At 39.9% G+C, this 16,088-nt stretch carries 9 protein-coding genes; 3 read left to right on the forward strand and 6 right to left on the reverse strand.

The genetic code is table 11. The features are described 5' to 3' along the window. The first annotated feature begins 165 nt into the window (after positions 1–165). Positions 166–450 carry a hypothetical protein gene (locus CSV67_RS14015; protein WP_099632223.1) on the forward strand — a complete coding sequence of 95 codons (285 nt, stop codon included), beginning with the start codon at positions 166–168 and terminating at the stop codon, positions 448–450. Between the two features lie 290 nt (positions 451–740). On the opposite strand, the gene CSV67_RS14020 is transcribed toward CSV67_RS14015, so the two are convergent. The 4 genes from CSV67_RS14020 to CSV67_RS14035 all read right to left on the reverse strand — a co-directional run bounded on the left by CSV67_RS14020 (position 741) and on the right by CSV67_RS14035 (position 6,884). Further along, a complete protein-coding gene (locus CSV67_RS14020; protein WP_099632224.1) occupies positions 741–1,676 on the reverse strand; it encodes a carbohydrate kinase family protein in 936 nt (311 codons plus the stop codon). A 96-nt stretch (positions 1,677–1,772) separates the two neighbouring features. Then, complete coding sequence (locus CSV67_RS14025) at positions 1,773–3,179, reverse strand: Ig-like domain-containing protein (protein ID WP_158232951.1); 1,407 nt, start codon at positions 3,177–3,179, stop codon at positions 1,773–1,775. A gap of 22 nt (positions 3,180–3,201) precedes the next feature. Beyond that, on the reverse strand, positions 3,202–3,969 hold the full coding sequence (locus CSV67_RS14030) for a cohesin domain-containing protein (RefSeq protein ID WP_099632226.1): 768 nt from the start codon (positions 3,967–3,969) through the stop codon (positions 3,202–3,204). A gap of 44 nt (positions 3,970–4,013) precedes the next feature. Further along, positions 4,014–6,884 (reverse strand): Ig-like domain-containing protein, encoded by a 2,871-nt coding sequence (locus CSV67_RS14035; protein WP_158232952.1) that lies wholly within the window; start codon positions 6,882–6,884, stop codon positions 4,014–4,016. Between the two features lie 94 nt (positions 6,885–6,978). On the opposite strand from CSV67_RS14035, the gene CSV67_RS14040 reads away from it, so the two are divergent. Together CSV67_RS14040 and CSV67_RS14045 are read left to right on the forward strand one after the other, a co-directional pair. Then, complete coding sequence (locus CSV67_RS14040; RefSeq protein ID WP_099632228.1) at positions 6,979–7,584, forward strand: Ig-like domain-containing domain; 606 nt, start codon at positions 6,979–6,981, stop codon at positions 7,582–7,584. Then, positions 7,571–11,494: a DUF5011 domain-containing protein gene (locus CSV67_RS14045; protein ID WP_099632229.1), complete on the forward strand. Its 3,924-nt coding sequence runs from the start codon at positions 7,571–7,573 to the stop codon at positions 11,492–11,494. Before CSV67_RS14040 ends, CSV67_RS14045 begins: the two co-directional genes overlap by 14 nt. A gap of 52 nt (positions 11,495–11,546) precedes the next feature. Here CSV67_RS14045 and CSV67_RS14050 read toward each other — a convergent pair whose 3' ends face one another. Both CSV67_RS14050 and CSV67_RS14055 read right to left on the reverse strand, forming a co-directional pair. Further along, positions 11,547–13,940, reverse strand: coding sequence for an RCC1 domain-containing protein (locus CSV67_RS14050; RefSeq protein WP_158232953.1), 2,394 nt, complete (start codon positions 13,938–13,940; stop codon positions 11,547–11,549). A gap of 45 nt (positions 13,941–13,985) precedes the next feature. Continuing rightward, a complete protein-coding gene (locus CSV67_RS14055; protein WP_099632231.1) occupies positions 13,986–15,989 on the reverse strand; it encodes a hypothetical protein in 2,004 nt (667 codons plus the stop codon). Positions 15,990–16,088: the final 99 nt, after the last annotated feature.

Raw genomic sequence — 16,088 nt, forward strand, 5'->3', positions numbered from 1 at the left:
TACTCTAGTTCTACTATCCCTATCGACATTGCAAATATGACTTTCAGTAATCTTTCTTTCAATATATATACACCAATCCATTCTTATTGCATATATCCAATGAAGCTGCACAGTTCTCTAACCAATTTCTACATACGCTAAAGAGAGAAGGAGGTGCATTAAAACATGTCATCTAAAAGGTTCCGACCACACCATGATTATGACGTGCCGTATATTCCGAGAAGAAAAGCACGATGTTATGATGAAAAGAAAATTATTCATATACTTGTTGATTTGACAATGGGCGCACCGGTAGAAATTACACTGAAGGATTCAAAGGAAGTACAACATAATGGATACTACTTACAATTCGATAGAAAAATTCGTACAGTCCACTTTCAGCCATTTGGTGATTCAGAAGTCCAGATGATTGATGTAGATGATATTTGTACTATTAGATATGGCTCCTAAAAGAATAAAAAAATGTACACAGCGCACTGTGTACATTTTTTTATTCTATTTGGCTATGTTTTTTCTCCATTGCTTTTTTAATGTGTTTACTATGTTCCTCATTTAGCTTTTTAGAGCGCCCAGGGGATGTGATAGAGCGGATGAATGAGGTTATAGAGCGCTTGCGGACAATGATTGAGCGAATAAGCGGGCACATAGAGCGCTCGGTGGCTACGATTGAGCGAATTAGCAGGCACATTGAGCGTTGATCAGCCATGAGTGAGTATTAAGTCAAAATCTAAATCGCAACATCACTCTAGTTCATCCGTATGCGGCATCGCGGAAAGCGCGCCGACTTTCATTGCGCATAGCGCCCCCATTTGATTGCCGAACTCGATATGTGCAAGCATTTCTTCGAGTGATTCTGGCTTGCCATTTAAATGAAGACCGCGAAGGACGCCCGCCAAGAAAGCATCTCCTGCTCCTGTTGTATCGACGGGATCAATTGGCTCAACCGCTACATGATGTTGTGCTCCTTCAATGACGGCAAGAGTTCCCGCCTCGCCCATCGTCAGTATGATAACAGGAATATTATAGACGGACAGTCGCTCTAGTGCTTTTTCTATACTCGATTCTTGCATAAGAAACATGAGTTCTTCTTCGGTTAGTTTAAGCAAGTCCGTTTGATCTAAAAATGAAAGGATCGTATCTCGACATTTCTCCTCGCTTTCCCAACGTAACGGACGTATATTAGGATCTATCGAGAGATATACATTGTGTTCTTTTGCTAATTCGACAGCTCTCTTCGTTGTTGCCAAAGCTGTTGGCTGGAACATCGTTCCCGAGCATATATGTAAAATTGAAGCGTTTTGGAAAGCTTGTTCTTGTAAATCACTCGGTTGGACTTGGAGGTCAGGCGTGTCATCTATGTATTTTACAAATACTCGATCGCATTCTGGAGTCAAATGTACATAAACACGATTGACTTTTTTCTCTGGAGAACGGACAGAAAACGTTATATCCACACCTTCTTGACGCAACTGATTTTCTGCAAATACCGAGTCCTCGTCTTCTCCGATTACGGTGATTAATGAAGACTTTGCACCTAGGCGAGAGACACCCGCCGCTACATTGATTGTTGCCCCACCGAGGAATGTCGAGAATTTGGTGTTCGTTTCATCTGTTGCGATATAGTCTACGAAAATGTCCCCGTATATTAGGACGTGTTTTTCTTGTGAATGAGTCATATGATGGATCTCCCTTGGGCGTTTCTTTCTATACTATCACAGGAAAAAGCCATCTTCTCTGATTATCTATCGATCAGTGAAGATGGCTATGTGTAGTTAATTAGGTTTTAAAATATGTTGCTTTGTTTCAAGTAGATTTCCATATTTATCATACATACGGAATGTGACTGTTGAATTCGCCGGGAAATTCGAACTGATTAAGCTGAATTTCTTATCTCCTTCAAAATGCATGTTATACGTATTGTTAACCGTTACTTTATAAACGTCTGTCGACACATCGACTTTAATCGTATGGAGATTCAAGAACTGTACAAATGCGACTTTTACGTCGTTTAAGTAATTCGTCGATACGACATTGACTTCAACACTTACCGTAAATCCGCTGTCCCCAATTTTCCCTTTCGCAATCACTGTTCCGATTTTTGATGTATCTATTGGCCCCCAGCTGACTGCTTCTTTGCCTGTTGTTTTGTCTTTATACGTGACATTCACTTTTGTCGGTAGTTCAGGAGTACCGTTCAATTTGACGTTGATTGGCAGTGGTTTTTCGACGGACAAGATATTGGAATCAATGACCTGTATACTGAATTTCCGCTTTTCTATATCACCGACTGCATCAGTTACTTGAATATCGAAAATGAACGTTCCTGCTCGTGTTGGTATTCCGCTGATTTCACCTGTTTTTTCATTTACTGTCAAGCCTGCAAGGAGGGTACCTAAGCGCTTGAATGAATAAGGTGCACGACCATTCATAGCCGTTACTTGCTCAATATATTCGCTTTTTAATACCGCGTTGTCAAACTCTTTAGATTGAACGGCCAAGAATGTAGAGCGCGTTCCTGCAATATAGTCTAGGATGATTTGTGCATCTTCTTGAGTTAACACTCCATCTCCATTTACATCAGCAGATAAGAATGCTTCACGATCTGTTATTGGATTATTCAAATGCTGCAGTATTCGGATAGCCGCTGCGGGAGTCGGCTTATTGTTCCCTACCACGTCACCGACTGGCATCTTGCGCACAATTTTTCCGTTCATGGGTGTCACAATAACATCTTGATTTAAACGGCCTTTCATGTTTAACGATGTGATGGAAAGATCGACAGAATCCCCAGCTTTAAATGAAGAGGAGAGTTCATACACTAAATAGCCTACTAAGATTTTATTTCCTATCAGACGTTCTTCCTTTCCTGAAATCGGCACAAAGTTCAAATCCAATGTATTATTCGTAATAATTGATCTCGTCCGGAATTTTTGATCGTCAAAAGCTGATGTTGGTCGGAAACTTTTCAACGTAACTCCTTTATCTGTAGGAGGCCCAGTGATCACAAAGTTTCCTGACGTTAAATACGAAGTGTCCCGAATGGTAATCGGTACTTCTACTGTTGTACCGAGTGAACGACTTTCGCCGACTTCCAGTATCTCTGCGTATGTTGACTCTGTCATAAAATCTGATACTCCGACTGCGACCATCACTAGTAGAAATAATAAAACTTTATTCATTATATTTTTCATATCCTTCACCTCAATTCACCTTAAACTTAAGCCGTACTGGCTGAGTTAATTTCGCACCATTAATTGACCGAAGCTGATCCGTAATTTCTAATGTATACGTAGAGCGTATATAGGATCCAATTGGCTTCACCCAGAACTGTGTGTCATTAGCTACTACTAATTCAATAGGAAAATCTGTGGTTCCACGCTTTAAGCTGACAGCGCTTGTGTTCAATGTCGCCGGATTGTACGGTTTGCTTAATGTAATAAGCCATGGCTTATCCACTTCAACTGAATTCGGATGCGTGGATTCCTTGCCCACGAATGGCTTGATTTGTCCATTTATTAATTGAGTTGTAATGCGCTTGCCCTGTTCATCATACAATTCCACGTTTTGTAGCGTTAGATTGTGTATATTCCCATAACCTGCAGACAGTACGGTGGCTTTCACTTCCATGACAGTATTATCAATCAGACTACCACTGGATTTTGCAAACGACATAGAAATTTTCCCTGCCGCATCGCTCCCTCCGGCTACTAGATATTGAGACAGTGTATCCGTCATTTTGACATCCGTAGCATTGATTTTTAACTGATCCGGATTATAAAGTATATCAAATGAACCGCCTGCAATTTTTTCATCACTGCTGATAAATACAGATAATGTTGTAGAGCCGCTTCTTTCTATAAAGGCTGTTGATACACCGACCGCCGTTTTTTTCACAGTTGCTTTTGCCGATATAGTTGGGATAAATAGCAGTAGAATACTGAACAGTAATAGAATTTTTATTTTTTTCATAGCATATATTTGGACGCACCTGTGCACGCCCTGCCTCCTTTTCATCATCTGGCGCTAAACCGTAATTGTTTCGGTGAGTATTCATCTAAAATCTGGTTGAATAACGCTGGTTCTTCTAACAATCTCTTGATTGAGTAATAACCGGGTGACACACCGGAAGTTGATGTGAAGTTTACCGGATAAGTAGTTCCAATTCGTTCGAGTTCATTGGATGCAGCATCATATGCGATAACTTCTACATAGTCGGTGACTTTCATGGATGCGCGGTTGAATAGATAATTGGCATTCACCTTATTAGTACCCAATGTACTGCCGTTAACCCGAACTTCAACACGTATAACGCCACTGCCTGTTTCAATTGTTCCGCCTGATAACATACCTGAATTTGTAAATGTTAATTTCTTGATATAATTTCCTGGTACAACAATTCCGATGTTTTTAATATCATACAGTCCGCCCATAATCTTATCGTAGCGGTCATTATCACTAACAAAATCGTCCAGAGTTTTAATTCCCTGAAGTAGATCATTCTGACCCAATACTTTCACCACAGCCGAATCGATCAATCCCCCATCCGCTGTAGTTGCAACAATACTTGTTTCCCCCTTTGCACGGGGTGTTACCATTCCGCTCGGATTCACTTCTGCAACAGCCCGATTAGTTGATGTCCAGTTTACTTGTTGATTCGTTGCATTTGTCGGATAAACTGTATATCCAATTGCGATTTTCTCAGGCTTATACCCCCCAGAATCATTTTCCGTAAAGATGATTTCATGTCTATCTAATTTAATAGAAGTAACTTTCCCGCCAGATCCAGGACCGATCTTCACTTCTACCGTATAGACGCTTTTCGTTCCGTCAACAGCAGTCACCTGTATCTTTACTTCTCCTGTACCATCAGAAGTCAAGGTCCTGTCCAAAATATCGACGATTGCATTACGATCCTGCGGGCGCGCATCAACTTTTACTGTTTGAGCTCCGCCTGCTGGGTAATCATCTGCCGGTACTTCAAATCTGAAATAATTCTTTACAGCCGGTGTGAAGCCGGGAACTGCTTTGTCGTTAATCGAAAGACTGACCAAATTGGCATTGGCCGATTTTACGACTTCATTCAGCTGATTCCACCGGATATAGGAGTCCATCGGGTAATCTGCCAACCTGCCATGTAACTCCAGCAAATTAAATGTAAATCCTTTCGCCTGCGCACTGATCTTCCCTTTGTTCATCAACGCTACTTTATGTCTGCCTTCTGCATGGAAATTATAGCGACTGTAGTCTTTTTCGTACTGTAACATCCTATCTGAATAAATCGGATGTCCTTCTCCGTCACCCGTTTGAGTGAATGTACCTTCTATTTTTAGCACACCGTCCGTCAAATGCCCCTGGTCATTCATTGGCTTGCTGAGATGTATGTATGCTCGTGTGGCATGGTTCCGTTTACTCGCTGTTGAAAAATCGCCATGAACATGAACATAATCTCCGTCGCCTTCGCCATATTGAGGAGTAGCTGTATCCATTGAACCTTTGATCATGGTCAGCCAGCCGTCAACAATTGTATAATCTCCATAAATTTTAACCGTTCCGTGATTAACGAATAATTGTCCATCGACTTGCCTGACGTGACCTTTATTATTAGTCATCTCCATGGATTCTTTAGACCCTACTTGCAACAACCCACCGCCTACATCTAGGGATTTATTCTCCGTAAACGCATCGTCAAGTAAAGGTCCTCCATTGATTGTCAGATTACCGTCTACTTGTAGCTTGCCTCCCTGCACATTAAAGCGACCTTTTTGTTCCAAATCACTTTTCGCATGGAATGTTCCACCATTTAGATCTATATGACCTTCTTGCAAAATGGTTGATGTAATTAATGCTTCCTGGCCGTTTAGATTTACATAGCCGTGAGTTCTTTGTGTATAGGAGCCAAGCGTCAGTTCAGGCGCGGCTGAATTTTTATAGTTTCCATTCACTACAATGGAACCGTCTTGTTTTACATTTCCCGTCACATTCAGCTGGCTGTTATTCAGCCGGATGCTCGAACCTGATTTTTGATCTAGATTCTCCGCCTTGATGACAGCACCATTGACAGCACGGAGCTCTGTACATTTCAGCATGACTAAATCATTCTCCACAGTTAAGCTATAACCATTCAAATCGATTTTCACGTTTTCATGTACAAGCAACCCTTTTGGCTCCGTTACATTACTTGTCAACGTCCAGTCACTGCGAATTTCACGCCCCGGAAAGCTAACAATTTCTTGGTGTAAATTGGAAAGAACTTTTCTTAAGTACGCTGCATTCACTGCGGTATTGAAATTCCCGCCTGTTATCGTTGAGATTTTCCTTAATGTCGTTTCATCGATACTAGATGATGGCGTACTGCCAAAACTGATTGTATGAATTTGAATATCTTTCTCATACGCTTCATTAGCGAGCGACAGATTTTTCTCATTGTGTATGGACGTGCCAACAGTTATCAGTATAATAATTTTATCATTTATAGATTTTGTATCAGACAAGTCACGGATCGCTTTTTCCAAGCCCACACTTGCATTATTTGCATTTTTGTCGGAGTATACCGCTAACTCTTTCAGTGCGGCTTTTGCCTGATATTTATTGGATGATAACGGGAATGGCTTTGTTACGGCTTCATTGAAACCAACTACACTAAAACGATCCATCGAATTTCCCTGATCCACTGCATACAATGCTTCCGTAATTCTGTACTGTTCCGGATCTTGCGCTTGCATTGCAGGAGTATCCTGAATGACAAAGACAATATCCTTACCCCGTTCTACTCCACAACTTTTAGCGGAATCATTTTCAGCCGCTTTTGTCTCCAAAGGCTGCGTCACTGAAAGCATAACCAGAAACAGCGACAGCATAGCAATGAATTTCTTATGTATCTTCATTTTCCAACTTCCTTCCCGATAATATAGATAGAGCGTTTTTTCCTCTTCGTAGTATCCACATACTATAAACCCACACATAAAAGGAGAATTTACTATGCGATTACGTATTGTTACTGCCGTCGCGTTACTGTGTTTCCTGCTGACAAGTCTATTCAGTAATCAAATCAGTTACGCAGCAGATATCGAGCCGGTTACCGATCCTGTAAAGCCATGGACTATCACATTTTCGAAAGAAGTATCTGATCAAAAAGCCAATCTGGAACTCATTACTATACAAACTCAAAATAACAATCTGTCTCTTTCTCTATCGGCAGATTTTGATAAAGTTATAGTAAAACCGAAAAATCCATACTTGTTTGGCGAACGCTATACATTGACGATTCCAGCTAGTTTTAAAGCTGCTTCAGGCAAAACTCTTAACAAACCAGTAACGAAGAAATTTGAAATGACAGGTACATACATAACAGATGTGTCCGCCACGATGAACCCTTTAGCAACTTCAGTTTCCGTTAAAGTAAAACCGGAAATAGCAACAGTGTCCTATTCGATTAATAATGGGAACTCGATCAAGTTGCTACGGGATGGTGCCGATTCCTTTTCTAAAGGACAGATCGGTCTGGCGAAAGGTAATTTATTGACGATAATGGTATTAGATGAAGCGAACCACATGATGGAGACGCAGTATTATGAGGTTAAATAAGAAAGGAATGAAGAGGATGAAAAAGTTTTTCCCTGCGTTTTTGGCTTTTTTGTTGGTGTTTTCTACTGTTGGGCCGTTGCCTGGGGTGGCTGTTACAGAAGATACAGAAAAAGTTTTTCCAGGTAGTGTTAACGGTAGTGTTGTAAACGAGAATAATACTGGTACAGTTACTGTAAAAATGAATGGTGGAAATACCGATTGGACAATAACACTTAGAAAACTATATGGAAATAAGGACCAACAAGGCATGGTATTAGATAATAGTTCGGTCTTCACTAACGTTCCAGCAGGACTCTACATTGTCCGGGCAGAAAAAGATACTAATGTTATTAGAGAGTCTGCTCCTATTATGGTCAAACCCAAATCACTTACAGTTTCAAGTAACAGTAACGGTAATATTATCACTACTCTTCAAAATCCTTATAACGTTAAAATTGAAAACGCGTTTCCTTCAAGTACTATTAAGCTCTATATTAAAGATGCTGTGGATAATCCCTATCGTGAAACTACAGCCAGCGCCAATGGAAATGCGGTGTTTGGTGTATCAGACGCTATCGATGCACGTTCTAATTACTATCTCACACAAACAATTAATGGAGCTGTAAGTGACGATTCAGAACTATTCACTGTTTACCCTAGTAAATTGACAATTGAACGAATGAAAAACTCTGGTTCTTCGAATAATGAAGGCTCGATTTTAGTGAAAAATATAAAAGCAAAAAGCAAAATCGTTCTTCATAGCGGCGGACTTCCAGTAGGAGATGAAATAACACCTCCTACCAATCAATTCACATTCAAGGAACTCCCTGCAGGCAAATATACGGTTATACAAAAAGAGAATGGTGTCCAAAGTTCACCATCGAATGAGATTGAGATTTATAACGAACAACTTCCAATTATTAATTTAAATGGTGACGCAAATTTAGAAATACGCTATGGGATTAATTCGAATGATATCGTGTCTAGTGTTAAATATACTGAAGCTGGATATAAGGTGACTGATAAGAATAAGAAAGTTTATGAAGGCAAAGAAACAGCTTTTTTTTGTGAAAGCGGAAGTGCGGTAGTCTTACCATGCACACCTTTAAAAATGAAAGTAGAAGTTACGGGTGACCTTATAAACGAATCCAACAGAACAATTCCTGGTAAGTATACAGTGACCTATAAAGCAACAGATGGAGAGTTTGACAATTTAAGTAAAACTATTCAACGTAATGTAACAGTATATCCGAACAAAGTGAATATTTATAAAGAAGATACTGATTATCAAACGGAAATAGCCTTTAATCAACGTAAGACCGGTACTATAACTGTTAAAGGTGTATATGGTGGTGCAAATTTAAAGCTCTATCAACGAACTACAGATGGTAGTACATCTGAAATTCAATCTAAAATTGATAAAGTTAGTGACGGTGAATATAAATTTAGTAATGTTCAAGTTGGACAAGGCTATTACGTCGTTCAGACTGTAAATAATGTAGAAAGTCTTTCGTCAACTGAGATTGAAATTCGCGATAATACATCCCCAGTACTAACTCTTATTAACGATAAGGAAATTACTTTGGAAGTCGGAGACCAGTATATTGAATATGGTGTCACTGCTTTAGATAATATTGACACACCTGAAGAGCTTGCTGAGAAAATTGTTGTTACCGGCAAAGTAAATACCGAAAAGCCTGGAACCTACAAAATTACTTACAACGTAAGAGATAAAGCAGGAAATGAGGCAGTACTATTAGAAAGAACTATCATTATAAACCCTCGTCCTGTAATAGCAATCGGAAGCACTGCAATAACTGGTGAAGTCGGTGTGAAAAATATATACCCAGGAACATCCAACCCTAACTCGTCAACTACTCTTAAACTCTTTAAACTTAATGAAGATGGTCAGACCTCTACTATTAGTGGCGAAATAGAATTGAACGCAGAAGAAAAAACATACGTATTTAAAAATGTAGTGCCTGGTCGCTATTATGTAACACAAACGGTTAGTAAACAAGAAAGCCGCCAATCAAACGTTATAGAGATAGTCGATCTTGATAAGCCATACATCACATTAAATGGTCCTGAAAAGCTTTCGTACGTTATTAATCAATCAAAAGAACCTTACTATACAGAAGGCAGTCCTTTACAATTTGATGATCCCGGTATGGTTGCAAAAGATTATTTAGAGGTTAATTTAGAAAACTCTACTAAAATCATCACACCTGATGGAATTGAGAGCAATTGTAGTCCGAATTCTAAGTGTATTACCTCATTTAGCCAACCAGGTTTGTATAAAATTAGATACAGTTCAATCGCACCCAATAGAAACTCAAAAGCCGATAATAAGTTTCGATTGATCACAGTAGCACCAAAGCAAACAACAAAACCAGAAGTAGCTATATCTAATAATATTCATATACTTACTGCAACTGTAGACACATATACAACACCTACTATTGCAAAACTTTATAACTCATATAATCAATATATCGGAACTGGTACTATAACTGGTTCCACTGCCACATTCAAAGATATTCCAGCAGGCATCGGCTACTACGTCACACAAACAGTAAACGGCATCGAAAGCCAGCCCTCCCTGCCGGTAAATGTCAACATATTTGAAGATGCAAAACCAACTGCATTGATTACCTCTTTCAACTTTAAAGAAGTAGATGCAATCAGTGTCATTGATCAAAAAGCAGAAAAGATTACTGTAACAGTACCTAAAACAGCAAATTTAGAAAGCTTAACGCCTATCATTACAAGTATCGGTACTGTCACACCGAACCCATCAGTAAAAACAGACTTTTCGGATGGCAAACCTAAATCATACAGTGTAGTAAATTCAGCCGGCAACAAATCGACTACGAAGACCTACTCTGTTACAGTAAAACACGCGGCGAACAGTTCGGTCGGTAGCCTGCCGCTTGAAAAAGACGGAGTACTTACGCCACTATCCCCTTCCGTTTCACTTAGTCCTATTGAAATGGATATGGCAAAGGAATATGGTGTAACATTTATAACAAAAGATAAAAAAGTGGAAGCCCATGTCCCGTCAAGTAACGTAATAGAATCCGGACACTCTACTTTTACATTGAAACAATCTCTTGCCGGCGAATCGTATGAAGTAAGCTTTGGTAACTTATCCCGCTTCATGCAACCGATTGAGTTGAAGCTACCAAAATCGGGAACTAAAGTATTGGCGAAACTGGTTGATGGATACACAGTTGCCGTGCCAAGTGCAACTACTTCTACTTCAACTATAGGTCTTGTGGATGAACCTGGAACGTACGCCTTGGTTGATAGTGTGAGTGCACCACGTATTAATCCAGCGGCAACTGGCAGTGCAACGTATACGCTGCAGTTAGCACGACTTGAAACAGCTGGCACAATTTATTACACAACAAGTAGTAAAGACATATCATTCACTACTAGTCCACAGTCAACTAACGCTCAATTAAAAAATAAATATGTAGCTACAGCTTCACCTGCAGATATTCTGAAGTGGACGAAATATACGCCTAACGACAAGATTTCAACGCCAACAGGTGAGTTATATGCAGTCGTTGTAAACGGAAATCAAATCAGTCAGATCACGGCACTCGAAGCCGCACCGGCAGTTGACTGGAGCAAAAATATACCTTCTTACGATACGCACAAAGTTCTGAACATTAATTTCAACGCTCGAGTAGACCGCGAAGCGTTGTACTCCGGCCTGATCTATGTTCTAGATGATGCAACTAATGAAAAAGTGGCTACTACATTGCAAATGAGTGGCGACGGGAAGACAATTTATGTCGTTCCAAAAAAGGCTTACACTCGAGGTAAGCAGTATACTCTGCATATCGACCGTCAATTCAAAGGAAATACGAAGAATAAGGAATTCTTGAAAAAGTCTTTACTTCAAACATTTAAAATCAACTGATGGCAAAAAGGAGTTGCACCCATATGGGACAACTCCTTTTTTTGCTGTGCAGTTACAATTTAATCTGAAATTTCAACTGCACTTTTTCTTTCAACTTAGCGCCGTTCGATGACTTTACCGTATCTTCTATAAATAGATAGTAGTTAGCACCTTTTTTATACTGATAGCCGTTTTGCAATCGAATTTCCATCGTTCGGTTATTATTTGACACTTGATAACCAAGTGGAATCTTTACACCCGATTCATTCAATACGTAGACCGAGTCTGGATTAAATGTCTTGATGTCTAGTTCTTGATTCAGATTGATTTTCCAGGCTTTTGTAGGCTCCACGTTTTTACGGTCGTCTTCTGTTTTATATCCTATGCGGGGGTACGATACTGCACCGTCTTGCTGTTTTACAGTAACCGTGACACTGGCAATCTTCCCGCCGTCCACAGAAGTGACTGCAATGGTCGTTTCTCCTGCAGAATGCGCTGTGATTTTACCGCCTTCCACACTCGCTACGGTCGGTTTGCTGGAATACCAGTTAACATTTTGGTTTGTCGCGTTTGATGGACTGATTCTGGTGGTCAATGTGGATTGCTCACCCACGATTAAGTCCATTTCAGGTCCTTTGCTGAGTGTGATCGATGCGACAGGAATCTTCGTCAACACATTTTCTGCTACGACAAATGTGTTACGGGAAATATTCGTCAACGAATCTGTCTGTAAGAATGGATTTAACGGGTCATTCCGCTTCACAGCGACTGCACCACTTTCATTATCCCGCACAACAAATGAATAATAATAATCTCTCGGCTTTAATGTTCTTGACACTTTCCATGTATTATTCGGCTGCTTGATCATTGGAATTTCGATCCAGTGGTAATTATCACCGAAGTTACCCATGACAGAAACAGATTTCGATTGTGCTTCTAGTTCAAGCTGATTATTATAATCGTAGCTGCTGTAAGTGAACGTAACCTCTTTGTGGTCGATGATCGGACCCACAGTCGCGTACGGGGCAACTTTCAGCACGCTGAATGTCCGTCCGAAGTCGTCAATGGTTTTATCTCGGTTGAGCGGATCTACTGTCCAGTCACCGTTGACGCGGAAGCCGTATTCATACTGCCCGGGTTGCAGTTCTACTTGCAGTTCCCAGACGTTTCCGGGTTTGCGTTCCATTTGCAGATCAATATTATCGTTGAAGCTTCCGTTCAGTTTTACGTCTTCAGTCAGACTGTTTCCGATGTATTTAAACTTTACTTGTCCGCCTTGAACGTAGGGGAACTCGTCTAACTTCATAATACCGTCAATCCCAGAAACTTTCTTAAAGATTGGTAATTTAGTTGTTGAATCTGAAGACGCTTTATCCCATTGCCAGACCGTGCCATCTGACTTTACTGCCAGTGTGAAGCTGTCCAGATAACCTCCGCCGCCAATAGCTACTGCATCAGACATCCCTGTTATTTGAATAGGTGCGGTCTGCGAAGTTTGAATACCTGATGTATTGCGGCCCCATTGCCAGACTGTGCTATCATCTTTCACTACAATGGTATGGTTATCTCCTGCTGCCACAGAGCGAATATTATTTACGCCTTTTACCAAGAAAGGTGTCAACTTATTTTCATATCCACCGTCACCTAGTTGACCGGATATATTACGGCCCCATGCTAATAATGATGTACGATCTTGTTTTAGAGCTAATGTGTGGTTGTCGCCGGCTGCAATTTCAATGATTTCGCTTAATCCTAACACTTGTTTTGGAATTACATTGTAATCTGCTGTTTCCCCATTTCCAAGCTGACCATATGTGTTGCGTCCCCACGCCCAAACTGTACCATCTTTTTTCAATACAACGGAATGATCTTTCCCTGCAACCACCGCTGCTACATTAGTTAACCCAACAACTTTTTCCGGTATAGCTGTATAGGAAGATACTGTTCTTCTACCAAGCTGACCAAATGGATTATGTCCCCACGTCCAAACGTTTCCCATTTCATCAACCGCTAACACATGACTTTCACCTGCTGAAATGTCAACCATTGTAGGTATACTAACCTCAAGCGGACTTGCATCCTTATTTCCAATTGTAGATCTTCCTAACTGACCATAGGCATTCAATCCCCAACTCCATACAACCCCATCAGCATCGAGGGCAACTGTATAGTAGCCCCCTGCTGAGATTGCGGTAATTTTCGAAAGTCTATCTCCACCCGTCAATTGAATAGGCAAGGGGGCATTCGAAGAACTGATAATACCTGCACCCAATTGACCGTAAGTGTGATCACCCCAACTCCATACACTTCCATCCTCTTTTAAAACTACTAGATGGCTCTTCCCTACATCCACTATATTTTCATGGTTAGCAATTCCATAAGCATCTGCAGGATCCGCAAAAGTTATTAGGAAGCAAGTTAGCAGTGAGCAGAACACCTGGTATTTCCTAGCAAATTGAGTAAACAAACTCAACTCAACTCCTTTGTTTTACTAGACTTGGGTTTATTAAATCTAGCTAGTAATTTTAATCTGAATAGGCAAATGATAGACTGTGTCCCCATCAGATGTTTCCAATGTAATGAATCCATCTCCGGAAACTTGGGAAACATTAAAACCATCTGTTATCTTTATTATTTTCCATCCTTCTGTTTGATCTACTACTGTCCACTCTTCTAATGTTTTATCTTTGAGAATAGTTTCTGAATATAATTCACTTATCTCAAAGTTTTCAAGAGAAAACTCTCCATTTTCGTTTAAAACCTCTATAAAACGGCCTTTAGTATCTATCTTTTTTATGCCTGGCGTTTCATCTAGTTCCACTACTTCTTCATTAAGGCTAAAGTACGTATTATTTGTTAACTCAGAGGATACTGTCACATCGTTTTTATCGTTTGCGAAAACAGTGAACTTATTACTTTCCGCTAACATGTTATCTTCACCTAAAGTAAGATCTACTTTTCCACTCACTACCTCCAACTGAACAGGTGCTTGTGCTTTATAATCGAATATTAAAGTATCTTCGAAAGTATTAGTTGTGACAATTCGGAGTTGCTTTATATTCGACACTTCTATTCCATTCCTAGATTTGAAATCATTCAAATGAATAGATTTTGATCCTCCACTCACTATTTTTGTGTGCGGATCTGATGTATTGCCTGTAACAGTCACTTTATCTAGCACAGCAGTGCCGTTAGCGCCTACATCAACTATCAGGTTGCCATTAATCTTTGTGCCTTCCAGACGTATGATTCGATCTTTTCCGTTACCTAATTGAATGTCTCCAGTAATAGTTCCACCTGCAATCGTCACATCACGATCAATCACAAATGGAACGGCAGGTGTATTAGCTAAGTTAAAATTCCCTGATAAACTAATTTTCTTAAGTTTGTCATTTATTAATGCTAATTCCAATTGTTCACGAGTTGTAACGGTGGCTACAGGCGCTACAGAATAACTAACGCCTAAATCATTCAATGCCCTTACATCAATTTCTTTCATAATGTTATCTAGTAAAATAGGCGATAGCATCAACTCATAAAGCGATACCGGTTTGCCGATGAATTTAGTATCTGCTTTTACATAATCATTTATTTTAAAATCTTTTTCCTTGTCACTGACTCGTATTTTAAAGTTTTTCGTTTCAAGCTTGCGACCATCTTTGCTAAAAGCAGTTAATTCAAAATCGTCATTTAGAGTGTACTCTTTACAACCATCTTTTGGTGGTGTATTTGGCACACAAGCGAGATCATCAATACCTGCTTGTCCCATTGAGAAACCGTTGACGCCTGCTGTGGAGCGATCTAAATCTCTTTCATATTGCGTATTGTTTGTTCCTAACTTTACTTTCAAACGCTTCGCTTCTTCGTGTGCAATGACATCAATATTTGATAAGTTCGGTGCGCTCTTAGCCGGATCAACAACTCCTTTGTAGCGATGAATTGTTTCAATCTTTGTGATATAAATTGGTGGCACTTGAATCATAATATTTCGCGGCTCATTGTGCTTGAAGATTTTCTCGTTAATAAGCGTTGCGTTGTTTGTATTAACAAACACGGACTCAAATCCAGGTGTCAGATCATAAAATTTGAATGGGAATTCATAATTAGTCAACTGGTCAAAATAAAGTTTTCCTTGTTTTACCACCAACTGAAAATCCTCTTTCCCTTTATAGTCAACAAGCTCTAGATTTTTAAATGTAATAGTAAGTTTTTTTCCAACTGGATCAATATTTTTAACTAATGGTAATGTTTTATTTCTACCTTCAACTATTTGTTCCACGTACACGTCAGAGGGTTTGATAGAATTTATATCCTTATCAAACGTAATCACCATCTTCTTTGCACCTGTAAAGCCATTATACTTTTCTGCTGAATCCTCCACAAACTCATACTCATAAGGCTTCTTCTCAACAGGTTCCGGAGTTCCCGGCTTCACCGCTGCATCAGCCTTCAACCCCGCACCAAGCACACAGACCAACAGTATCAGTGCAAATGTCGCTTTCCAAAATTGTTTCATCTCCTTATTCTCCTCCGCTTGATAAATTTGGCGTTGCAATAAATAGCCAGTAACGTCTTTTATACTAAATTTCTAACCTATACACATGGCTATATAAAA

Source organism: Sporosarcina sp. P2, from assembly GCF_002743255.1.
Taxonomy (GTDB): Bacteria; Bacillota; Bacilli; order Bacillales_A; family Planococcaceae; genus Sporosarcina.

Coding starts and splice junctions, on each gene's coding strand:
- CSV67_RS14015 (WP_099632223.1), top strand. CDS start 166: ATGTCATCTAAAAGGTTCCGACCACACCATGATTATGACGTGCCGTAT.
- CSV67_RS14020 (WP_099632224.1), bottom strand. CDS start 1,676: ATGACTCATTCACAAGAAAAACACGTCCTAATATACGGGGACATTTTC.
- CSV67_RS14025 (WP_158232951.1), bottom strand. CDS start 3,179: ATGAATAAAGTTTTATTATTTCTACTAGTGATGGTCGCAGTCGGAGTA.
- CSV67_RS14030 (WP_099632226.1), bottom strand. CDS start 3,969: ATGAAAAAAATAAAAATTCTATTACTGTTCAGTATTCTACTGCTATTT.
- CSV67_RS14035 (WP_158232952.1), bottom strand. CDS start 6,884: ATGAAGATACATAAGAAATTCATTGCTATGCTGTCGCTGTTTCTGGTT.
- CSV67_RS14040 (WP_099632228.1), top strand. CDS start 6,979: ATGCGATTACGTATTGTTACTGCCGTCGCGTTACTGTGTTTCCTGCTG.
- CSV67_RS14045 (WP_099632229.1), top strand. CDS start 7,571: ATGAGGTTAAATAAGAAAGGAATGAAGAGGATGAAAAAGTTTTTCCCT.
- CSV67_RS14055 (WP_099632231.1), bottom strand. CDS start 15,989: ATGAAACAATTTTGGAAAGCGACATTTGCACTGATACTGTTGGTCTGT.